Source organism: Streptomyces sp. NPDC101151 (assembly GCF_044768335.1).
Lineage (GTDB): Bacteria > Actinomycetota > Actinomycetes > Streptomycetales > Streptomycetaceae > Streptomyces.
Genome location: NZ_JBIWPP010000011.1, coordinates 24,058 through 44,474, shown reverse-complemented (window position 1 = coordinate 44,474; position 20,417 = coordinate 24,058). Strand labels below are relative to the sequence as shown.

The following is a 20,417-nucleotide window of genomic DNA, read 5'->3' as shown; positions in this document are numbered from 1 at the left end:
ATGAGCCAGGCGGCACAGAACCTGAACTGGTTGATCACCAACTTCGTGGACAACACCCCTGGGGTGTCGCACACGGTGGTGGTCTCCGCCGACGGCCTTCTGCTGGCAATGTCCGAAGGATTCCCGCGGGACCGCGCCGACCAGCTGGCGGCCGTCGCGTCCGGGTTGACCTCCCTCACGGCCGGGGCATCCCGGATCTTCGAGGGTGGCGACGTGGCGCAGACGGTCGTCGAGATGGAGCGCGGCTTCCTCTTCCTCATGTCCGTCTCGGACGGGTCGTCCCTGGCCGTCCTCGCCCACCCCGAGTGCGACATCGGCCTCGTCGGCTACGAGATGGCACTGCTCGTCGACCGCGCGGGTGCGGTACTCACCCCGGATCTGCGCGCCGAACTCCAGGGCAGTCTGCTCCACTGAACGGCCCCGGCACCACCCACCTCACGAAAACACCGTCCGGCCGCCACAATCCCCCCACCGGCCCCCGTCAGACGGCACGACTGACCGACTTGCTGTCCCGCCCGGAGGATTCATGACCCCGCCCACCGCCTCTCATGATCCGTACGCGGAGCCGTACGGGGACGAGGGCGACCAGCCGCTGGTACGTCCCTATGCGATGACCGGCGGCCGGACGCGGCCGCGCTATCAGCTCGCCATCGAGGCGCTGATCAGCACCACGGCCGACCCGGCAGCGCTCATGGGGCTGCTCCCGGAGCACCAGCGCATCTGCCATCTGTGCCGGGAGGTCAAGTCGGTCGCGGAGGTGTCGGCGCTGCTGGCCATGCCGCTCGGCGTGGCCAGGATCCTGGTGGCCGACCTCGCCGAGGCCGGCCTGGTCGCCATCCACCAGCCGGGTGGCGACGAGAACAACGGTGGCGCTCCGGACGTGACGCTGCTCGAAAGGGTGCTCAGTGGACTTCGCAAGCTCTGACGCGGGCCGGGCCACCACCTCGGCGAAGATCGTGGTGGCGGGCGGCTTCGGCGTGGGCAAGACCACGTTCGTCGGCGCCGTCTCGGAGATCAACCCGCTGCGCACGGAGGCCGTCATGACGTCCGCCTCGGCGGGCATCGACGACCTCACCCACACCGGGGACAAGACCACCACCACGGTGGCGATGGACTTCGGCCGTATCACCCTGGACCAGGACCTGATCCTGTACCTCTTCGGTACGCCCGGTCAGGACCGCTTCTGGTTCATGTGGGACGACCTGGTGCGCGGCGCGATCGGCGCGGTGGTGCTCGTGGACACCCGGCGCCTGGCGGACTGCTTCCCCGCGGTCGACTACTTCGAGAACTCGGGCCTGCCGTTCGTCATCGCCCTCAACGGATTCGACGGCCAGCAGCCGTACAACCCCGACGAGGTCCGCGAGGCCCTGCAGATCGGCCCGGACGCCCCGATCATCACGACGGACGCCCGCCACCGCGCCGATGCCAAGAGTGCGCTGATCACGCTGGTGGAGCACGCCCTGATGGCGCGCCTGCGCTAGCACGCAAGTGAGACGTGCCGTACGGCAGTTGTCGTAAACACTTCGGAGCCGACTGTGGCCTTTGACACGGTCGGCTCCGGTGTTCATAACAGTTCGGCAGAGGAATCCCCCGGCTTCACCACGCGACGCGGTCGATCGGTGCCGCTGCGCTCACAAACGCCCCGCCTTTTGGCGGGGCTCGCTCTTTATGCCCGTTTTATCTAGGGCATACACGGGGGCGCTCCGCAGGTTTCCGCTGTTTGGAAGAGCGCTGGATGACGTGCTGGAATGCCTGAACTGCCCAATAGTCAAAGACGTACTCAGTAGTGGTCTGTGGCGATCCGGGCTCTGAGAGACTGCGGCACGACGTAGGTGCCGACCGCCGAGAGGTTGTTGGTCGAGTGAGGCGAAGCAAGAACGGTCCCGAGCCGTCGGCGCGGGGCAACTTCACCCCGCCGCCGCGCGCTGCGGCGCCCACCCCTGTGCCCGGTTCGGAGCCGGCGGCCACTCCCGCGAAGAGCGGCGGCCGCTTCTCCCCGCGCAACTGGCGCGTGCCGACCCGGCTGAACGCGATTCTGCTCATACCCGTGGCGGTGGGTCTCGTCATGGGCGGCTTCCAGGTGAAGAGCTCCATCGACACCTGGCAGCAGGCCCGGGACGCGGAGAACACCGCCCGTCTGGTGCGCGCCGCGCTCAGCTACGCCGACGCCCTCGAGACCGAGCGTGACGTCACCGCTGCGCCGATCCTGCTGGACAGGGACAAGAACGTCGTCACCCAGGCCCGTAAGAACACGGACCTGGCCGCCGGCACCTTCGACGAGGCCGCTCAGAACATGCCGGACAAGTCCGGTCTGAAGCGCAGGCTGCAGCAGTTCCGCAAGGTCGAGCCCAGCCTGACGAAGCTGCGCCAGATCGCGTACACGAAGAACGCCACCGGCGTGGCGACCGAAGAGGGCTACGTCAACGTCAGCCACAAGCTGATGGAGTTCGCCAACGAACTCGGTCTGGGCACCGGCAACATCACCTCCTACGGCCGTACCGTCTACGCCATCTCGCTCACCAAGGCGGCGCTGTCGCTGGAGCGGTCGATCGGCATGCACCTGCTGGTCAAGCCCGGCCCGGACGCCCCGAACCTGGCGACCCAGCGCGTGTCCCTGTCCTCGTACGCCTACCTGGAGCGCATCGCTCTGGAGGAGTACCTCGGCGGTGGCACCGACGCCGACGCGCAGAAGCTGGCCGACGCGCAGGCGAAGATGAAGACGGACGGGGCCGCCATGGCCGCGGCGGCCAAGCAGAAGGACCCGAGCTACGTCCCGCCGCCGTCCAACCCGACCGGGATGGTCACGGCGCTGGTCGGTCTGAAGGACACCAGCCCCCTCTCCCGCCAGCAGCTCGCTGCCAAGGGCACCACCGCGGCGAACTGGTGGGCGGCCAACACGCTCAGGTACGACGCCTACCGCAAGATCGAGTCGGATCTGGCGGACAAGGCCGTGAACGAGGCCTCGGGCATCGCCGACGACGCCAAGACCTCCGCGATCACCACCGGTGCCGTGGTCGTCGTCGCCCTGCTCCTCGCGTTCATCCTGGCCGGTGCCGTGGCCCGCCAGATGAGCCGCTCGATGCGCCAGCTGCGCAACGCCGCCTTCGGCATCGCCGAGCAGCGCCTGCCGATGCTGGTCGACCAGCTCTCGCGCACCGACCCGGGCCGCGTGGACACCCGCGTCCAGCCCATCCCGATCAACACCCGCGACGAGATCGGCGAGGTCGCCCGCGCCTTCGACCAGGTCCACCGCGAGGCGGTCCGGCTGGCCGCCGAGCAGGCCCTGCTGCGGGGCAACATCAACGCGATCTTCACCAACCTCTCGCGACGCAACCAGTCGCTGATCGAGGGCCAGCTGACCCTGATCACCGATCTGGAGAACAACGAGGCGGACCCGGACCAGCTGGAGAACCTCTTCCGCCTGGACCACCTCGCCACCCGTATGCGCCGCAACGGCGAGAACCTCCTGGTCCTCGCCGGCGAAGAGCCCGGCCGCCGCTGGGACCAGCCGGTTCCGCTGGTCGACGTCCTGCGCGCCGCCTCCTCCGAGGTGGAGCAGTACGAGCGCATCGAGCTGTCGGGCGTCCCGGAGGCCGAGATCCACGGCCGCGCCGTCACCGACCTCGTGCACCTGCTCGCCGAGCTGCTGGAGAACGCCACGACGTTCTCCTCCCCGCAGACCAAGGTTCGCGTCACGGCCACCCGTCTCCCCGACGGTCGGGTCATGATCGAGATCCACGACAAGGGCATCGGCCTCACCGCCGAGGACTTCGCGGACATCAACCACAAGCTGGCCAACCCGCCGACCGTGGACGCCGCGATCTCCCAGCGCATGGGCCTGTTCGTGGTCGGCCGGCTGTCCGACCGGCACGGCATCCGCGTCCAGCTGCGCCCCTCGGGCGAGCAGGCCGGCACGACCTCCCTGGTCATGCTGCCGGACGCGATCACGCACGGCGGTGGCGCCGAGACGCCGCTGGACCGCGAGGAGTTCACGGTCTCCCAGATCATCCCGGATCAGCAGTTCCAGGGTGAGAGCTTCGCCCAGGTGCCGCCGATGCGCACCGCCGCGGAGCTGGGCTTCGACGACAGCCGCTACTCCGACGTCCCCGACGACATCCGTGAGCTGGACCCCGTCGGCCGCACCCGGATGCGCGAGGAGCGCCGGGCGGCCCTGGAGGCCCAGAACCACGGCCAGCCGCAGGAGACCGCCGAGCAGTCCGGTTACCGGGACGAGTTCGACGCGCAGCGGGGCTACGACGGCAGCAGCACGGGCTACACCGAGCAGCCGGCGTACCAGGAGCAGCCGCAGCAGGCGTACCAGGAGCAGACGTACGAGGAGCAGCAGCGCACCTCGTACGAGAAGTCGTACGACGACCAGTACTACTCGCCGAACGGCGGTCTGCCGCAGAACGACGGCTTCGGCTCGAACGGCGGCGGCTACCCCGAGTCCGCGTATGCGGAGCCTGCCCAGGAGGAGCACGCCCCGGCGCACTCCGCCGCGTCCGACGGATTCGGCTCCTACGAAAGCCCGTCCTACCAGGACGACTGGCCGCAGCAGGACGGTTACCAGAACGGCTACCCGGCCCAGTACGCTCCGGAAACGGAATCCTCGCAGGCCGCTGACGCAAGTGAGCGGAACCGCGTAGGCTTCGACCGTCCGGGACCGGCCTCTCCCGCCGCCCACCAGCTGACCGACGCCGGGCTGCCCCGCCGCGGATCCGGCGCGAGCGGTTCCAACGGCTCCAGTGCCTCCAACGGCACGGCGCGCGTACAGCAGGAAACGCCGGCTCCCGCACCGGGTAACACCCCGGGGCAGAACGGCGACAACGACTGGCGTTCGGCGAACGACGAGCGCTGGCAGCAGGCCTCGCAGCTCCGGAAGCCCAAGGCGGGCGGGGTCACCTCCTCGGGCCTGCCGCGGCGGGTTCCCAAGGCCAACCTGGTCGAGGGAACCGCCGAGAGCACCCCCCAGGGAGGCCCTCAGGTCTCCCGCGCCCCGGAGGACGTCCGGGGCAGGCTGAGCAACCTGCGTCGAGGCGTCCAGCGCGGACGCAACGCAGGCAGTGAAACGAACGGCCAGGGCTTCGGTCCTGACAGCACCTACAACCAGGAGCGTTAGTGTGAGCCCGATGAGCCAGGCGGCACAGAACCTGAACTGGTTGATCACCAACTTCGTGGACAACACCCCGGGGGTGTCCCACACGGTGGTGGTCTCCGCCGACGGACTCCTTCTGGCGATGTCCGAAGGCTTCCCGCGCGACCGCGCCGACCAGCTCGCGGCCGTCGCCTCCGGTCTGACGTCTCTGACGGCAGGCGCCTCCCGCATCTTCGAGGGCGGCAGTGTGAACCAGACGGTTGTGGAGATGGAGCGAGGATTCCTCTTCATCATGTCCGTATCCGACGGTTCCTCGCTCGCGGTTCTGGCCCACCCGGAGGCGGACATCGGCCTCATCGGGTACGAGATGGCTCTTCTGGTGGACCGCGCGGGCACGGTCCTCACCCCGGATCTCCGCGCGGAGCTCCAGGGAAGCCTTCTCAACTAACAGACGAACGGTGCGTATACGCGTCCCGGGGCCGTAAGGTTTCGGGACGCGGCTCCACACGGATGGGTGCCCGGCACGGTCGGAGGAGGAGAAAGTGGCAACACCCCCAGGCGGTTCGTCTTCGGGCAACTGGTCGTACGGCCCTGCCCAGGGCCAGGGCGACGGATCGGCGAACCGGTACAACTTCCCCTCCGCCCCGAGCCACCGGCAGCCGTACGCGCCGCAGGGCCCCGGCCCGTCGCCGTACGACCAGCCGCCGGCCCCGCGTATCCAGCCGGTTCAGCCGCAGCGCCGCCCCGAGCCGGCGCCGGCAGCCAACAACCCCCTGGTGCGTCCGTACGCCATGACCGGCGGCCGTACCCGCCCGCGCTACCAGCTCGCCATCGAGGCACTGGTGCACACCACCGCGCAGCCGCACCAGATGCAGGGCCAGCTGCCCGAGCATCAGCGGATCTGCAACCTGTGCCGGGAGATCAAGTCGGTGGCCGAGGTCTCGGCCCTGCTGTCGATTCCCCTCGGCGTGGCCAGGATCCTCGTCGCCGACTTGGCGGAGGCGGGCCTGGTCGCCATCCATCAGCCCGGCGGCGACGAGAACGCCGGTGGCCAGCCAGACGTGACACTGCTCGAAAGGGTGCTCAGTGGACTTCGCAAGCTCTAGCGGCGGTCCTTCCCGCTCCACCACCTCCGCGAAGATCGTGGTGGCGGGCGGCTTCGGCGTGGGCAAGACCACGTTCGTCGGCGCCGTTTCGGAGATCAACCCGCTGCGCACAGAGGCCGTCATGACGTCCGCCTCGGCGGGCATCGACGACCTCACCCACACCGGGGACAAGACCACCACCACGGTGGCGATGGACTTCGGCCGTATCACCCTGGACCAGGACCTGATCCTGTACCTCTTCGGTACGCCGGGCCAGGACCGCTTCTGGTTCATGTGGGACGACCTGGTGCGCGGCGCGATCGGCGCGATCGTCCTGGTCGACACCCGGCGCCTGGCCGACTGCTTCCCCGCGGTCGACTACTTCGAGAACTCGGGCCTGCCCTTCGTCATCGCCCTCAACGGATTCGACGGCCAGCAGCCGTACAACCCCGACGAGGTCCGCGAGGCCCTGCAGATCGGTCCCGACACCCCGATCATCACGACGGACGCCCGCCACCGCGCGGACGCCAAGAGTGGGCTGATCACGCTGGTGGAGCACGCCCTGATGGCGCGCCTGCGGTAGCGCGCCCGCACGTCGCGACGACGGCCCCCGAACCATGCGGTTCGGGGGCCGGGTTGCGTGGGGGCGCGGCCTGCGCAGTGGGTGATGCCGGCCGGGCGAGGCCGGCCGCCCGGTGGCCCCGTGTCCGTGCACGATCCGAATGCCTCCGTGCGGAGGGGGACTTGGCAGGCGGACAACGCGACGGCCCCGCCCTCCCGAAGGAGCGGCGGGGCCGTGGTCATGCGCAAAAATTCAGTGCCAGCTGTGCGGCGCACGGAAGCCGGGCTCGCGCTCCAGCCGGCGCCAGCCGGCCTTCGCTCGGCCACGGTGAGCCGGGGCGGCCGGCTGGGCGGCCGCACGGGCCAGGAGGACGGCCGTGATGGCGGCGACTTCCTCGGGCTCGGCGTGGCCCTTCTCGACGCGGATGTCAGGCGTGTTCATGGATGTCAGTCTCCGGGAGAGAGGGGTCCGCGGGGTTGCCGCGGCGGGTCCGCTCGGTTACTGCGGGGGGTTGCCGTGCTTGCGGGAGGGCAGGTCCGCGTGCTTGGACTGCAGCATCGCCAGGGACTTGACCAGGACCTCACGGGTCTCGGCGGGGTCGATGACGTCGTCCACCAGGCCGCGCTCCGCCGCGTAGTACGGGTGCATCAGCTCGGCCTTGTACTCCTTGACCATCTTCTGCCGCATGGCCTCGGGGTCCTCGGCCTCGGCGATCTGCCGGCGGAAGATGACGTTGGCCGCGCCTTCCGCGCCCATCACGGCGATCTCGTTGGTGGGCCAGGCGTAGGTGAGGTCGGCGCCGATCGACTGGGAGTCCATGACGATGTAGGCACCTCCGTACGCCTTGCGCAGGATGAGCGAAATCCTCGGCACGGTCGCGTTGCAGTAGGCGTACAGCAGCTTCGCGCCGTGGCGGATGATTCCGCCGTGCTCCTGGTCGACACCGGGCAGGAACCCCGGTACGTCCAGGAAGGTCACGATCGGGACATTGAAAGCGTCACACATCTGGACAAAGCGCGCAGCTTTTTCGCTCGCCTCGATGTCCAGGACACCGGCCAGCACCTGGGGCTGGTTGGCGATGATGCCGACCACCTGGCCGTCCAGCCGGGCCAGCGCGCAGATGATGTTCCGCGCCCAGCGCTCGTGGACCTCCAGGTACTCGCCGTCGTCGACGATCTCCTCGATGACCTTGGCCATGTCGTACGGCCGGTTGCCGTCCGCCGGGACCAGGTCGAGGAGGACGTCGCTGCGGCGGTCCACCGGGTCGCCGGAGTCCGCCCGGGGCGGGTTCTCACGGTTGTTCTGCGGGAGGAGCGAGAGGAGGTAGCGCACCTCGGCGATGCAGGTCTCCTCGTCGTCGTACGCGAAGTGGCAGACACCGCTGGTCTCCGCGTGGACGTCCGCGCCGCCCAGGCCGTTCTGGGTGATCTCCTCACCGGTGACCGCCTTGACGACGTCCGGGCCGGTGATGAACATCTGGGACGTCTCGCGGACCATGAACACGAAGTCTGTCAGCGCCGGGGAGTAGGCCGCGCCGCCGGCGCACGGGCCCAGCATCACGGAGATCTGCGGGATGACACCCGAGGCCTTCGTGTTCCGCTGGAAGATGCCGCCGTAACCGGCGAGGGCGCTGACGCCCTCCTGGATACGGGCGCCCGCGCCGTCGTTCAGGGAGACCAGAGGGGCACCGGCCGCGATGGCCATGTCCATGATCTTGTGGATCTTCGTGGCGTGGGCCTCGCCCAGCGCGCCGCCGAAGATCCGGAAGTCATGGGCGTAGACGAAGACCGTGCGGCCCTCCACCGTGCCCCAGCCGGTGATCACACCGTCCGTGTACGGCTTCTTCGCCTCCAGACCGAAACCGGTCGCCCGGTGCCGGCGCAGCTGCTCGACCTCCTGGAAGGACCCTGGGTCCAGGAGCAGCTCGATGCGCTCCCGCGCCGTCAGCTTGCCCTTGGCGTGCTGCGCCTCGGTCGCCTTCTCGCTGGGGCCCGCCACGGCCTGCGCACGGATCTCGTGCAGCTCGGCGACCCGCCCGCGCGCGTCCGTCGGCTCGCCGGTCGGCTCACCCGTGGTCTCTTCCAAAACGGTCATGTAGCGACCTTACGAAGGACACCAAGGAAAGCGAGCCGTCGACTCCGTACAGTCTCCAGCCCGTTTTCCTGGTACCACTGAACAGAACCACAACCGCATGCAGCCGTTCCGACTGCTCAGGGGGCATCAGCGTTGTAGGGGTGCCACAAAGGCATTACCGCAGAGCCACCTCACATTCATGGGTGGAACATGCCATCCCTGGAGTGACACGGAGCCTCAGACGGCCGTCCGCCGAGAGAATCTGCACGGTGTCGTCGGCCCGGACGACCGAGCGCACGGGACGGTCCCAGACGACCTCCAGCGGCGCGCCCGTGCGGGGTGGCTCGCTGACGCAGAGCCTAGCGGTCCGGCCCCGGCGCCGGACCAGCACGCTCGCGCCGGCCGACACGGTCAGGCCACCCACCGTACCGGCCTCCCAGAAGTTCGCGGCGATCAGGCCGAAAGAGTGAACGGCGACGGCCTGGCGGCGGGCGTCGTTGGCGAGGACGGACAGCCGGCGGTGGTCGGCGGCCCGGGCGGCCACCTCGTCACGGGAGGCGCCGGGCAGCAGGACGTACGCATAGGCGGCGTCGGCCGGGTCGGTGCCGTGGTCGAGCCAGAGGGTCTGCCAGCGGCGGGTGCGCCGCTCGCTCGTACTGGTGGCGTTGATGTCGGACCACGCTCCGGTGCGGTCCTCACGGAGGGCACGCAGCTCGCCGCCACACGGCAGGATCCAGCCACCGTGGCCCTCCAGATGGGCCCAGCCGGGGCCGCGTACGAAGCGCTGGGTGCCGCCCTCGCCTAGGTTGCGGTTGTCCACGACGGTCTCGACCGGGACACCGTCGGCACAGGTGATCCCGGCGCCCAGGCAGACGACGGCGTCGGCGAGGAAGAACCAGGACTTGCGGGCCCGGAGCGTCGAGCCGAGGCCCTTCAGATGCTGGCCGACAGCCGCGTACTCGCCATCGGTCGTGCCGCCCACCCAGCGCACGTCCGGCTTGGGGACGCCCCACTCGCCGCCGGCCCGGTCGGCCAGGCGCCGGGTCGACACGGTCGTGCCGGGCAGGCGGTAGCAGTCCACGGTCGGCCAGTACCAGTCCGTGTACTGGTCGGACCGGCCCGCCGGCCACCAGGAGAGCATCCCCGAGCCGGTGTGCCAGCCGCGCGGGTTCTCGCCGTTTCCGCACTCGTAGTGCGCGATGCGGTCGCTGGCCATGGAGAGCGCGGCGGTGAAGCGGGGGCGGCGGTGGACGGCCCGGTCCATGGCCGGGAAGAGGCGGTGCCCGACGGGTTCCGGGCGCGCGGGAACGGCCGAGTCGGCGACGGCGTGCAGCCGTGCGAGGTCGGCGACCCCGAACTGACGTGACGTCAGAGCGGATGTCACGGTGTCCCGTTCGATCCAGCCCTTGATGTCGCCGTACCACCGCTCCCGATCCTCCTCGCTCGCGCCGTCCGCGAGCAGGGCGAGGGCCGCGATCAGGGCCTGGCCGTGGTAGTGGTCGCTGCGCATGACCTGCAGATCGTCGCCCCGCAGGTAACCCCGGCTGATGGCACGCCCGTTGACGCAGTCCATCACCAACCCGTCGTGGATCAGCGGCGCGCAGGCGTGCTCGACACTGTCCAGGATGTTCCGCCGGGCCGGGTCGGTGACCTCCCACGGCGACCCGGCGAGCAGGGCGAACAGCCGCCCGAGGCCGTCGAGCAGGACCTGGCCGTACGTCCCGGAGTAGGCGACCCAGGTGTGCTGGACGAAGGAGCCGTCGGCGTAGAGACCGTCGCCCCGGGTGACGTACGGGAAGACCGGCGCGAGGGCGTCCCGGGCGAGCGCGACACGGTCGCCGGCCCGGCCGAGGATGCCGCGCAGGGCGACGGACCGGCACAGGTCGACGCGGTTGGCGCCGGTGGAGGTGCCGGAGTAGTCGGTGAGCATCGTGTCGGGGATGAAGTGGTCGACGGCGGCACAGGCGGCCGCGACACGGCTCTCGCCGAGGTGGTCGTACAGGGCGGCCGTGATGTCCATGAGCAGCCGGGGGCTGCCGATCTGCCATTCCCACCAGTTGCCGTAGCGGGTGGTGACCGGGTTGTAGACCGTGGCGCGGAGGTGGTCGAGGCCGCGGAGCACGTCGGCGAGGAGGGGGCCGTCGCCGGTGGAGCCGGTGCCGGGCTGGGTGTAGGCCTGGGTCATGGTCCACAGGCGGCCGTAGCTGAAGGTGATGCCGGCGGGCGGGTCGAAAGGGTGACCGGGCCAGAGGGAGGTGGGGGCGGGGGCCATGGCGGAACGGAAGTCCCTGGCCATTGCCCCGAGTTGGCCGAGCCGTGCGGCGTACGGCTCGGCCGTCGGGTCGTATCCCGTGCCGAGAGCGATGTCGAGCCAGCGGCGCCGGAGGGTGTCGTAGGGGTCGGCGGCGGGTGCCGCGCGGGTCCGGGGCGCGAGGGTGGCGGGGAGGGCGGCGGCCAGCAGGAGGGCGCGCCGCGTCGGTCCGGTCGTGCCCATGTCGCTGTTCACCGCCCCGGTTCAGCAGCCGCCGCAGTTGTAGTAGAGGACGTCCCAGTGGTTGCCCTCGTCGGCGTAGATGTTGCCGGAGCCGGACCGGTACTGCGGGGCGCCGTCGCCGCGCAGGCCGATGTAGGTGAAGTTGTTCTTGATGTACGACGTGACGCAGGTGTTCTTGCCGTAGTCGAGCTTGTAGCCGTTCCAGTGGGAGTAGGTGCCGGAGGCGTGGCCGGTTTCGGTACCACCGGTGATGTTGAGGGCGCAGCCACTGGCGCGCTTCAGGGTCTGGGCACCCTGTGCGGTGGCGAGGTTGAGCTGGTCGAAGGACGTACAGGTGGAGTTGTTCCGGTCGGAGCAGTTGCCCGAGGACGACCAGGTGATGCCGACGTCGCGGAACATCTGGGTGGCGGTCGCGTGGCTGATTCTGGTGACGGCGAAGGCGTCGGTGGCGGTGCCCACGACGGCGACGCCGGGGGCGACGACGAGGGCGAGCGCGGTCAGGACGGAGCGGACCTTCATGGGGGGACCTTCCTGCGGATGGCCGTGCTTCCTGTGGGTCGGCTGTGCAGGTGGCGCACGGAGATGGTGCCCGAGCGCTGCGCGAGTCCGCCAGAGGGCCTGTCTGGTTACTCCGTGCGACGATGACAACACGTTCCGGATGCTGTTGAAAACTGAACGGAATAGGTCTACCGTCGGTCCCGTTGGATTCGTTGAACATTCAACCTAGTAACTGCCGCGACTTCGCACCGGAGCCGCGCCCGTCCCCAAGGAGCACCTCATGGGCATCTTCGGCCGCAAGGACACCACCCCCGCCACCTCGGAGCCGACCGCCGTCAACCCCGGCCTGGCCGCGCTGACCGGTGACTACACGCTCGACCCTGCGCACACGGCGATCGGCTTCGTGGCGCGCCACGCGATGGTCACCAACGTCAAGGGCAGCTTCCAGGACTTCACCGGCACCCTGCACCTGGACGGTGAGGACCCCACCAAGTCCACCGCCACCCTCGACGTCCGGATGGAGAGCGTCGAGACCGGCAACGCCGACCGTGACGGTCACCTGAAGTCCGCGGACTTCTTCAAGACCGACGAGTTCCCGGCGATGACCTTCCGCTCCACCAAGGCGGAGGCCCTGGGCGGCGACGACTACCGCATCACCGGTGACCTCTCCATCCTCGGCGTGACCAAGCCGATCAGCATCGACCTGGAGTTCAACGGCGCCGCGAAGGACCCGTTCGGCAACGAGCGCGTCGGCTTCGAGGGCAAGGCCGAGATCCTGCGCTCCGACTGGGGCCTGACCTGGAACGCGGCGCTGGAGACCGGCGGCTTCCTCGTCTCCGACAAGATCAAGCTGAACTTCGACATCTCGGCGATCAAGAACGCGTGAACCTCCGGCGGTCCGGCCGGTGCCGGGACCGCGGCTTTCCGAGAGTGCCCGCCCTCCACTCCCCCGAAAATGGAAGGCGGGCACTGACGTGTGCGCGCGAGGATGGCCTCCTCCGACGACCGATCAGCACACAGCGAGGTCCACGATGGCATCGCCCTCCGGGCAGCACGAACAGATCGACTGGGTCCACCTCACCTCGTACGAGAACCTGCCGGGCCGCCCCCGCCCCCCGTTCGTCCTCTTCGCTTGACTGCGGGAACGCGGCATCGACTGGATGCCGTTCACGCAGGAGGAGATACGGATCGATCTCATGTGCCGCATCGCCGAGGACGGGCACTGGCGCGGCACGCTGAGCCTGAAGGCGGACGCCCGTGCGCTGTGGCGGCTCGGCCTGCATCCCGGCCAGCCGACCTCCGTCGTCGACGGTCCCTCGCCGCCCGCCTGGTGGCATGCCTCCGGTGAGCGTTACGCCCGCCGGTACGGGCGCTGAACCGGCAGGAGCCACCACGCCGCCGACACGGCCAGCACCGCGCCGACGGCGATCGCGGCCAGCCGGGTCGGCAGCAGGTCTGCCGCGTCCTGGCCGAAGTAGCCGAGAAGCAGTGAGAGTGCCGTGGTCATGCCGGCCGCCCAGTACGCGTAGTCGAGCGGGCGCAGCCACAGGGCCACGGCCAGCACGGCGAACAGCACCGCCACCGCCGCGTGGCCGGTGATGCCGGCCGCCGCCACGCCCGTCGCGAGGTGGGTGCCGGCGCAGGCGCCCAGGAATCGTCCGACTCCCTTGCGCAGTACGTCGGTACGGCCCCGGTTGCCGCTTGCGACGACGTACGCGGTGAGGACCAGCCAGGGCCAGTGGCCGTCCTGGAGCAGTCGGCCGAGCGCGAACGAGGCGGCCACCGCCCCCGCCATCGACACGGTCAGAACCCGCCCCCGAAGTCCCCGCCTCCCCCGCCGAAGTCCCCGCCTCCGCCGTCGCCGAAGCCGCCTCCGAAGTCGCCCGGATCGAAGTCCGCGCCGGACATGTCGCCGCCCTCGTAGCCGCCGCTGCCGAAGCCCGCACCACCGAAGTCGCCGTATCCGGTGCCGTAGTCGGACGCGTACGACGGCGTGGCCATCATGCTGCCCAGCAGGGTGCCCACGAGCAGGCCGGGCAGGATGCCGCCGCCGAAGTAGCCGCCCGCCCAGGGGCCGTAGGCCGGGCCCGCGTCCCAGTACGGGCGGCGGCCGTAGTCGGTGTCGACCTCGCGGATCACCGGGTCACGGCCGTCGGCCAGACGGGTGGCGTCCGCCGCGCAGACCGGGACCTCGCGCGGGGCGCCGCCGGGCGGGGTCCACCCGGCGTCGGTGACCGAGGGGCCGTGGCGGGGGTCGAAGAAGCAGGGCGGGCGGCGTTCCGGGAGAGGGCGTCCCTCGCGGCGGGCGGCCAGCTGGGCGAGGGAGAAACGGCCGTCCTCCAGGGACTCGGTGACCGCCCGGACGTCCTCGGGTCTGCGGGCCTCGCCCATGTACTGCTTGGCCTTGTCGTAGGCGTCCAGGGCCCGTTCGTAGTCCGCGCGCATGGCGTCGTCGGCACCCGCCTCGGCCGGGTGGAAGTCCAGCCGGTCGAGTTCCTCGCCGAAGGCGGTGATGTCCTCGTCCACCACCACCCGCAGCCGGTCCAGGGCGGCCCGCTGCTCCTCCGCGTGGCGGCGGCGATTGCGGCGGACCAGGGCGTAGGCTCCCGCGCCGCCGGCCACCAGGACCGCGCCCACCGCGATCAGCGCCGTACCGGACACTCCGCCGTCCGAGCCGGAGGAGCCCCAGGACGAGGGGGCGTGGCCGCCCATGTTGGCCAGAGCCCGGTCGGTGAAGTCGGCGAGCTGGGTCTTTGCGCTCTCTCCCTGGACGCTGCTGACGAGATTCCGCACAGCGCTGCGCGGGAGCACCGAGGAGTCGGCGCGGGCGTCGAAGCGGTCACCGAGACGGATGGCGTACAGGCCGGTGACTCCGGTGGCCGTGCGCAGGTCGGAGAAGAGGTTCTGGGTGGGGTGGCCGGCCGGCAGGACCGCGATGAACAGGGGTTTGTTCGCGTTCTTGATCCGCTTGGCGAGCGTGTCGGCGTCGGCTGCGGAGAGCTGGGCGGACGCCGCCGGGTCGACGTAGACCGGGCCCTTGCGGAGGGCCTCGGCGATCGTGGAGACGCTGGTGGCCGCCATCGCACCGGGCGTCAGCACGGTGACGATCACCAGCGTCAGGGCGGCCAGCAACAGCGCTGGGAGGCTCCGGGTCCGCAGGACGGCCTTCATCCTTCGAAACTACCCGAAGCCTCCCAAAATGGGGGACGGACAGGTCAGACGAATGGGCTCACGCGGCCCGGTAGGCCTGCGTCAGCTTCTGCACCGCCTCTCCGTACCTGCCGGCCAGCAGCAGGTGGTCCGCGTCGGCGAAGGGCTTCGCCACGGCCTGAGTGATCCGCTCGCCCGCCTTCTGCTGGACGATCAGGCGCGCCTTGGCGACCAGCTCGCGTCCGGCCCGGTCGGCACCGGCCCTCTCGGCCGCCGTCGCCGCCAGGGCGAGCGCGCGCAAGGTCGCCGTACCGCCCTGCGGGACGTGCGTGAGGGTGGTCAGGCCCCAGCCGTAGGGGAACTGGGGGTCGTACGAGGAATCGCCGACGTTGATCGGCAGCTGGGACTCGGACCTGGGCCAGGTGACCGGGAGCTGTCCGGTGAACGGCCGCCTGCCGTAGAGGACGTCGGCGACGCCCTCGCCCTCGGTGCCGGGCAGCCAGGAGGCCACGAGCGCGTCGATGGTGCCGAGCCGGTCGCCGACCAGCTGCGGGCGTCCGGAGACGATCAGCACCGCGCACTTCATCGCCGCGCACACCTTGTCCACTGCGGCCCGGTCGGCGGCGGACAGCTGAAGGGAGTGGCCGTTGCCGATGTCACCGACGCCCTCGGCGTAGGGGGTCTCGCCGACGACGACCACACCGACGTCGTAGCCGCCGGTCGGTGCGGAGGCGTCCTTGGAGTAGGTGACGTCCCCGCCCGCCTCGCGCATGCCCTGCACGATGGTCGTGCCCTGGGTGATGTTCCCGGAGGAGCCCTGCCAGGTGACGGTCCAGCCGCCGGCCTGGTTGCCGATGTCGTCGGCGTTGGACCCGGCGACGTACACCTTCTCGCTCTTCTTCAGGGGCAGCAGCCCGCCGGTGTTCTTCAGCAGCACCTGGGACTCGGCTGCGGCCTGGCGGGCCACCGCCCGGTGGGCCGCGGAGCCGATCGCGGCGGCGCCACTGGTGTCGGCGTAGGGGTGCTCGAACAGTCCCAGACGGAACTTCTGGGTCAGGATGCGGGAGACGGCGTCGTCGATCCGCCGCTCGCTGATCCGGCCCGCCTTCACCTCGTCGGTGAGCGTGCCGGTGAAGTCCTTGTAGGTGTACGGGACCATCATCATGTCCAGGCCGGCGTTGACCGAGGTACGGACGTGGGACGCGTAGTCGCCGGGAAGCTGGTCGATGGCGTTCCAGTCACTGATGACGAAGCCGTCGAAACCCATGCGGTCCTTGAGGACGCCGTTGATCATGTCGGCCCGGGCGTGCATCTTCACCGGGCCCTGCCCGTCGCCGAGCACATCCAGCGAGGAGTACGACGGCATGACCGTGCCGATGCCCCGGTCCACAGCGGTCCGGAACGGCGCCAGGTGGACGGCCTCCAGCTGCTGCCGGGTGACCTTGGTGACGCCCTGGTCGATCTTGTACGTGCCGGTGGTCGAGGAGCCGTACTCGGTGCCGCCGTCGCCGACGAAGTGCTTGGCGGTGGCCAGGACCTTGTCGTCGCGGCTCAGGTCCTTGCCGTCGGCGCGGCCCTGCAGGCCCTGGACGACGGTCTCCATGGACTCGACCAGCGCCGGGTCCTCGCCGAAGGACTCGTAGGAACGGCCCCAGCGTTCGTCGCGGCTCACGCACAGGCAGGGCGCGAAGTCCCAGGGGATGCCGGTGGCCCGCACCTCGGCGGCCGTCACCGCGCCGGTCTTCTCGGCGAGCCCGGGGTCACGGGTGGCACCGATGCCGATGTTGTGCGGCATGACCGTGGCGCCGACGAGATTGTTGTGGCCGTGGACCGCGTCGACGCCGTAGATCAGCGGGATCTGGAAGCGGGTGGCCTGGGCGCGCAGCTGGAAGCCGTCGATCATCTTCGCCCAGGCCTCGGGGGTGTTGGGCGTGGGGGTCGAGCCGCCGCCCGAGAGCAGTGAGCCGAGGGCGTAGGCGGCGATGTCCCCCTGGTTCGTCAGTGCGCCGCGCTCGGCCTGGGTCATCTGGCCGGCCTTTTCCGCGAGCGACATGCGGCCCAGCAGATCGGCGACCCGCTTGCGCACCGGCAGCCCGGCGTCCAGGTACGGCAGTCCGTGCGCGTCGACGACGACCTGCGGGGTCTCGGCGGGGGCCTTGGCGCCGGTCACCGTGAGCTTGAGCGGGATCGTCTCGGCGGACTCGGCCGCCCTGTCCTTGAGGGTGGGCACCTCGATGGTCTGCGCGGTGCCGGAGGCCGTGCCGGCCGGGAAGGTGAGGGTGCCGGAGACCGGGGTGTAGTCCTTGCCGGGGCCGGCGGTGCCGTCCGTGGTGGTCGCATAGGTGACGGTGACCGGGTCGTCGACGGGCTGCGAGCCGGTGGTGGCGACGGTGACCCTGACCTTGGCGGTCCCGCCCTCCCCGACGGGGTAGACGGAGGCGTCGGTGGTGACGGAGGCGCGCAGGGACTGGTCGGCCTTGCCGTACAACTCGACCCCGTCCAGGGCGAAGTGGCCCTTGACGCCGGCCGGGAGCGTGACCGCGTACCCCCACATCTGCGTCAGGCCGAGGACGTGGTCGATGCCGCCGACGGGTTGGTAGTCCGTGCGATAGGTGAAGTCGGTGAAGGGGATCTCGATCTGTTTCCAGCCGGTGAAGTCGTCGGTGAAGGAGGTCGTCCAGAGCTCCGAGGCCTCGCCGTGGGCCCCGCCGTCCTTGATCTCGAAGGCGATCTTCTTGCCGTTGTCCTGTCCGTCCCACCAGAACCGGATGCCGCGGTGGGCGGACCAGTCGTGGGCGGGCTCTCCGGCGGCGAAGTCGTGGGTGAAGCCGCCGTAGCCGCTGATGTCGTAGCCGCCGGCGAGGACCTTGGCACCCTCGGGGGCGTCGGAGCGGGCGGTCAGTTGCAGGGCCGGCGGGTCGTCGGCGTCGCTTCCCCAGGTGAAGATGCCCTCGGCGGGCTGGGAGGCGAAGGGCACCTCGCCCTCGAAGCGGTCGACGGGTGGGGGTACCTCCCACGCCTTCAAGGCAGTGGGGGAAGGTGCGGGGTCCTCGGCTCCGGAGGCGGTGGCGGCCGCGGTCAGCGGGAGCAGTGCCGTCAGCAGAGCGGCGGAGACGAGCAGGGCGGTTCTTCGCATGGACCTTCCCTCGACTCATGATTCACTCATGACTTAGATCACGCCGTGAGTTAACTGAGACCTCCGGCCATCGTCAAGACTTCACGTCAGAAGTGATGCAGAGCCAACGGGCGGCCGGTTCCAGGCCGTTGTGCGTTCGAGAGCTGAATGCGCACCCCCTTGACGCACATCCCGAGCCGTCATTTACTCACGGCTCGTACTCACGGCTCGCACGCCTCCCATCCCCCACCTCCCGAAGGGTGGCGCACCATGAGAAGACCCCTGCGCACGGCACGGCTGCTCCTCGCCGGCCTGCTGACCACCGCCGGGCTCACGACCCTCGGCACGCCCTCCGCGCACGCGGCCGGCGAGCAGGTCACGGCCTGGCTCACCACCACCGACGACTCCGCCGGACGGCATGTCGTGCGCGGGCTCCAGGCGCAGACACCGTTCGCCTTCCAGTCCGGGACCGGGGGCAGCGGCGAGAACATCACCGTCGACGAGAACACCCGCTACCAGACCTTCACCGGCGGCGGTGCGTCCTTCACGGACACCGCGGCCTGGCTGATGAACAGCAGCGGGGCGTTGTCGCAGGCCACGCGGGACGCCACCATGCGCAAGCTGTTCTCGCCGACGGACGGGATCGGGCTGTCGTTCCTGCGCAACCCGATGGGCGCCTCGGACCTGGCACGGTACGGCTACACGTACGACGACGTGCCGGCCGGCCAGACGGACCTCTCCCTGTCGAAGTTCTCGATCGCACACGATCTCGCGGACGTCGCCCCGCTGACGAAGCAGGCGCTCCAGCTCAACCCGTCCCTGACGGTGATGGCCTCGCCGTGGACGGCGCCGGCCTGGATGAAGGACAGCGGTCAGCTCAACGGAGGCTGGCTGAAGGCGGAGGACTACGGGGCATACGCCTCGTACTTCGTGAAGTACCTGCAGGCCTACAAGGACCAGGGCATCGACGTCTCGTACGTGACCGCGCAGAACGAGCCCACCTGCTGCTCGGGCTATCCCTCGATGAGCTGGAACGCGAGCGGGCTGGCCTACTTCACCAAGAGCGAGCTGCTGCCTGAGCTCCAGGCGGCGGGCCTGTCGACGAAGGTGCTCGCGCACGACTGGAACTGGGACGTCTACGACTCCTACGCGGCCGGGACGGTGGACGACGCGGCGGTCCGCAACCACCCGAACTTCGGCGGGATCGCCTGGCACGGCTACGGCGGTGACATCACCAAGCAGACATCCGTGCACAACCAGTACCCCGCGCTGGACGCCTTCGGCACCGAGCACTCCGGTGGCACCTGGATCGCCGATCAGCAGCGCGAGGACATGGCGAACATCATCGACTACACGCGCAACTGGGCCAAGTCGGTGACCAAGTGGTCGCTGGCGGTGGACCAGAACATGGGCCCGCACAACGGGGGTTGCGGCACCTGCACCGGGCTGATCACCGTGCACAACGGGGACGGCGCGAGCGGGACGGTCGACTACACGGTCGAGTACTACACCATGGGCCACCTGACGAAGTTCGTCCGCCCGGGCGCCCAGCGGATCGCCTCGACGGCATCGGCCGCGGTACCGAACGTGGCGTGGCGCAACCCGGACGGCAGCAAGGCGCTGATCGCGTACAACGACTCCGCCTCGGCCCGGACGGTCACGATCGACTGGGGCTCGCAGCACGCCACCTACTCACTGCCCGGAAAGACCTCGGCGACCTTCACCTGGGCCGGCACCCAGTCGGGCGGGGGCGGCCGGAGCGGGGCCTTCGCGGGACCGGCGGGCAAGTGCCTGGACGTGGCGGGCGGTTCGAGCGCCAACGGGACGGCGGTACAGCTGTACGACTGCAACGGGAGCGCTGCGCAGAGGTGGACCGTGCAGGCCGATGGGTCCGTCCAGGCGCTCGGCAAGTGCCTGGACGTGACATCGGGTTCCACTGCGGACGGGGCGAAGGTCCAGCTGTACGACTGCAACGGGACCGGGGCGCAGCGGTGGGCGTACAACGCCGCGACGGGTGATGTGGTGAACACGGCGGCGAACAGGTGCCTGGACGTGACGGACAACTCGTCGGCGAACGGGGCGAGGGTGCAGATCTGGTCCTGCACGGGGGCGACCAACCAGAAGTGGAGGTTGCAGTAGGGCTGCCGCGGGGCTGAAGGGAGCTGCAGCGGGGCTCGGCCCACGCCGCGCCCCTCACCTCCGACCGGCCCCGTCCCCCTCCGCCACCTGGCGCACGGCCGCTCCACGCCACCCCCCAGGGGGCTCCGCCCCCTGGACCCCCGACCTATGCCCACCCACCACCCGACTCGGTGGGCTGGAGGGTGGGCGGGGCGGAGGCTGAGTGG

General features: G+C 70.2%; 17 protein-coding genes. 10 read left to right on the top strand and 7 right to left on the bottom strand.

Going from position 1 to position 20,417, the window contains the following annotated elements; translation table 11 throughout:
* From ACIRU3_RS21735 to ACIRU3_RS21705, 7 genes are all read left to right on the top strand, one after another.
* Positions 1-414: a roadblock/LC7 domain-containing protein gene (locus ACIRU3_RS21735; protein WP_005479910.1), complete on the top strand. Its 414-nt coding sequence runs from the start codon at positions 1-3 to the stop codon at positions 412-414.
* Positions 415-526: 112 nt separating this feature from the next.
* A complete protein-coding gene (locus ACIRU3_RS21730) occupies positions 527-925 on the top strand; it encodes a DUF742 domain-containing protein (RefSeq protein ID WP_019058642.1) in 399 nt (132 codons plus the stop codon).
* A complete protein-coding gene (locus ACIRU3_RS21725; RefSeq protein ID WP_358653295.1) occupies positions 906-1,481 on the top strand; it encodes an ATP/GTP-binding protein in 576 nt (191 codons plus the stop codon). Before ACIRU3_RS21730 ends, ACIRU3_RS21725 begins: the two co-directional genes overlap by 20 nt.
* A 380-nt stretch (positions 1,482-1,861) precedes the next feature.
* Positions 1,862-5,119 carry a nitrate- and nitrite sensing domain-containing protein gene (locus ACIRU3_RS21720; protein WP_404058552.1) on the top strand — a complete coding sequence of 1,086 codons (3,258 nt, stop codon included), beginning with the start codon at positions 1,862-1,864 and terminating at the stop codon, positions 5,117-5,119.
* A 10-nt stretch (positions 5,120-5,129) separates the two neighbouring features.
* Positions 5,130-5,543 carry a roadblock/LC7 domain-containing protein gene (locus tag ACIRU3_RS21715; RefSeq protein WP_005479603.1) on the top strand — a complete coding sequence of 138 codons (414 nt, stop codon included), beginning with the start codon at positions 5,130-5,132 and terminating at the stop codon, positions 5,541-5,543.
* Between the two features lie 94 nt (positions 5,544-5,637).
* A complete protein-coding gene (locus ACIRU3_RS21710; RefSeq protein ID WP_404058550.1) occupies positions 5,638-6,201 on the top strand; it encodes a DUF742 domain-containing protein in 564 nt (187 codons plus the stop codon).
* Positions 6,182-6,763: an ATP/GTP-binding protein gene (locus ACIRU3_RS21705; protein WP_328678727.1), complete on the top strand. Its 582-nt coding sequence runs from the start codon at positions 6,182-6,184 to the stop codon at positions 6,761-6,763. The genes ACIRU3_RS21710 and ACIRU3_RS21705 overlap by 20 nt, the downstream gene beginning before the upstream one ends.
* Positions 6,764-6,994: 231 nt before the next feature.
* On the opposite strand, the gene ACIRU3_RS21700 is transcribed toward ACIRU3_RS21705, so the two are convergent.
* The 4 genes from ACIRU3_RS21700 to ACIRU3_RS21685 all read right to left on the bottom strand — a co-directional run bounded on the left by ACIRU3_RS21700 (position 6,995) and on the right by ACIRU3_RS21685 (position 11,828).
* Positions 6,995-7,183 carry an acyl-CoA carboxylase subunit epsilon gene (locus ACIRU3_RS21700; RefSeq protein WP_404058548.1) on the bottom strand — a complete coding sequence of 63 codons (189 nt, stop codon included), beginning with the start codon at positions 7,181-7,183 and terminating at the stop codon, positions 6,995-6,997.
* A gap of 57 nt (positions 7,184-7,240) precedes the next feature.
* Complete coding sequence (locus ACIRU3_RS21695; protein ID WP_404058546.1) at positions 7,241-8,836, bottom strand: acyl-CoA carboxylase subunit beta; 1,596 nt, start codon at positions 8,834-8,836, stop codon at positions 7,241-7,243.
* 154 nt (positions 8,837-8,990) lie between these two features.
* On the bottom strand, positions 8,991-11,309 hold the full coding sequence (locus tag ACIRU3_RS21690) for a polysaccharide lyase 8 family protein (RefSeq protein ID WP_404058544.1): 2,319 nt from the start codon (positions 11,307-11,309) through the stop codon (positions 8,991-8,993).
* Positions 11,310-11,330: 21 nt separating this feature from the next.
* On the bottom strand, positions 11,331-11,828 hold the full coding sequence (locus tag ACIRU3_RS21685; RefSeq protein ID WP_404058542.1) for a hypothetical protein: 498 nt from the start codon (positions 11,826-11,828) through the stop codon (positions 11,331-11,333).
* 259 nt (positions 11,829-12,087) lie between these two features.
* Here ACIRU3_RS21685 and ACIRU3_RS21680 point away from each other — a divergent pair, with 259 nt between their 5' ends.
* Together ACIRU3_RS21680 and ACIRU3_RS21675 are read left to right on the top strand one after the other, a co-directional pair.
* Positions 12,088-12,693: a YceI family protein gene (locus ACIRU3_RS21680; protein ID WP_404058540.1), complete on the top strand. Its 606-nt coding sequence runs from the start codon at positions 12,088-12,090 to the stop codon at positions 12,691-12,693.
* Between the two features lie 274 nt (positions 12,694-12,967).
* A complete protein-coding gene (locus ACIRU3_RS21675) occupies positions 12,968-13,183 on the top strand; it encodes a hypothetical protein (protein ID WP_404058538.1) in 216 nt (71 codons plus the stop codon).
* Here the strand turns inward: ACIRU3_RS21675 and ACIRU3_RS21670 are convergent.
* From ACIRU3_RS21670 to ACIRU3_RS21660, 3 genes are read right to left on the bottom strand one after another with little or no spacing between them, the layout of a single operon-like run.
* On the bottom strand, positions 13,159-13,602 hold the full coding sequence (locus tag ACIRU3_RS21670) for an FUSC family protein (RefSeq protein ID WP_404058935.1): 444 nt from the start codon (positions 13,600-13,602) through the stop codon (positions 13,159-13,161). The two genes, ACIRU3_RS21675 and ACIRU3_RS21670, sit on opposite strands and share 25 nt — an antisense overlap.
* An 8-nt stretch (positions 13,603-13,610) precedes the next feature.
* Complete coding sequence (locus ACIRU3_RS21665; protein ID WP_404058536.1) at positions 13,611-14,978, bottom strand: hypothetical protein; 1,368 nt, start codon at positions 14,976-14,978, stop codon at positions 13,611-13,613.
* Positions 14,979-15,036: 58 nt separating this feature from the next.
* Positions 15,037-18,093 (bottom strand): glycoside hydrolase family 3 protein, encoded by a 3,057-nt coding sequence (locus ACIRU3_RS21660; RefSeq protein WP_404058534.1) that lies wholly within the window; start codon positions 18,091-18,093, stop codon positions 15,037-15,039.
* 249 nt (positions 18,094-18,342) lie between these two features.
* On the opposite strand from ACIRU3_RS21660, the gene ACIRU3_RS21655 reads away from it, so the two are divergent.
* Positions 18,343-20,211 (top strand): lectin, encoded by a 1,869-nt coding sequence (locus ACIRU3_RS21655; protein ID WP_404058532.1) that lies wholly within the window; start codon positions 18,343-18,345, stop codon positions 20,209-20,211.
* Positions 20,212-20,417: the final 206 nt, after the last annotated feature.

Bases quoted from the DNA above. Each gene is read 5' to 3' on its own strand.
- ACIRU3_RS21715 (WP_005479603.1), top strand. From the start codon at position 5,130: ATGAGCCAGGCGGCACAGAACCTGAACTGGTTGATCACCAACTTCGTG.
- ACIRU3_RS21685 (WP_404058542.1), bottom strand. From the start codon at position 11,828: ATGAAGGTCCGCTCCGTCCTGACCGCGCTCGCCCTCGTCGTCGCCCCC.
- ACIRU3_RS21695 (WP_404058546.1), bottom strand. From the start codon at position 8,836: ATGACCGTTTTGGAAGAGACCACGGGTGAGCCGACCGGCGAGCCGACG.
- ACIRU3_RS21700 (WP_404058548.1), bottom strand. From the start codon at position 7,183: ATGAACACGCCTGACATCCGCGTCGAGAAGGGCCACGCCGAGCCCGAG.
- ACIRU3_RS21670 (WP_404058935.1), bottom strand. From the start codon at position 13,602: ATGGCGGGGGCGGTGGCCGCCTCGTTCGCGCTCGGCCGACTGCTCCAG.
- ACIRU3_RS21655 (WP_404058532.1), top strand. From the start codon at position 18,343: ATGAGAAGACCCCTGCGCACGGCACGGCTGCTCCTCGCCGGCCTGCTG.
- ACIRU3_RS21730 (WP_019058642.1), top strand. From the start codon at position 527: ATGACCCCGCCCACCGCCTCTCATGATCCGTACGCGGAGCCGTACGGG.
- ACIRU3_RS21665 (WP_404058536.1), bottom strand. From the start codon at position 14,978: ATGAAGGCCGTCCTGCGGACCCGGAGCCTCCCAGCGCTGTTGCTGGCC.
- ACIRU3_RS21735 (WP_005479910.1), top strand. From the start codon at position 1: ATGAGCCAGGCGGCACAGAACCTGAACTGGTTGATCACCAACTTCGTG.
- ACIRU3_RS21680 (WP_404058540.1), top strand. From the start codon at position 12,088: ATGGGCATCTTCGGCCGCAAGGACACCACCCCCGCCACCTCGGAGCCG.
- ACIRU3_RS21690 (WP_404058544.1), bottom strand. From the start codon at position 11,309: ATGGGCACGACCGGACCGACGCGGCGCGCCCTCCTGCTGGCCGCCGCC.
- ACIRU3_RS21660 (WP_404058534.1), bottom strand. From the start codon at position 18,093: ATGCGAAGAACCGCCCTGCTCGTCTCCGCCGCTCTGCTGACGGCACTG.
- ACIRU3_RS21675 (WP_404058538.1), top strand. From the start codon at position 12,968: ATGCCGTTCACGCAGGAGGAGATACGGATCGATCTCATGTGCCGCATC.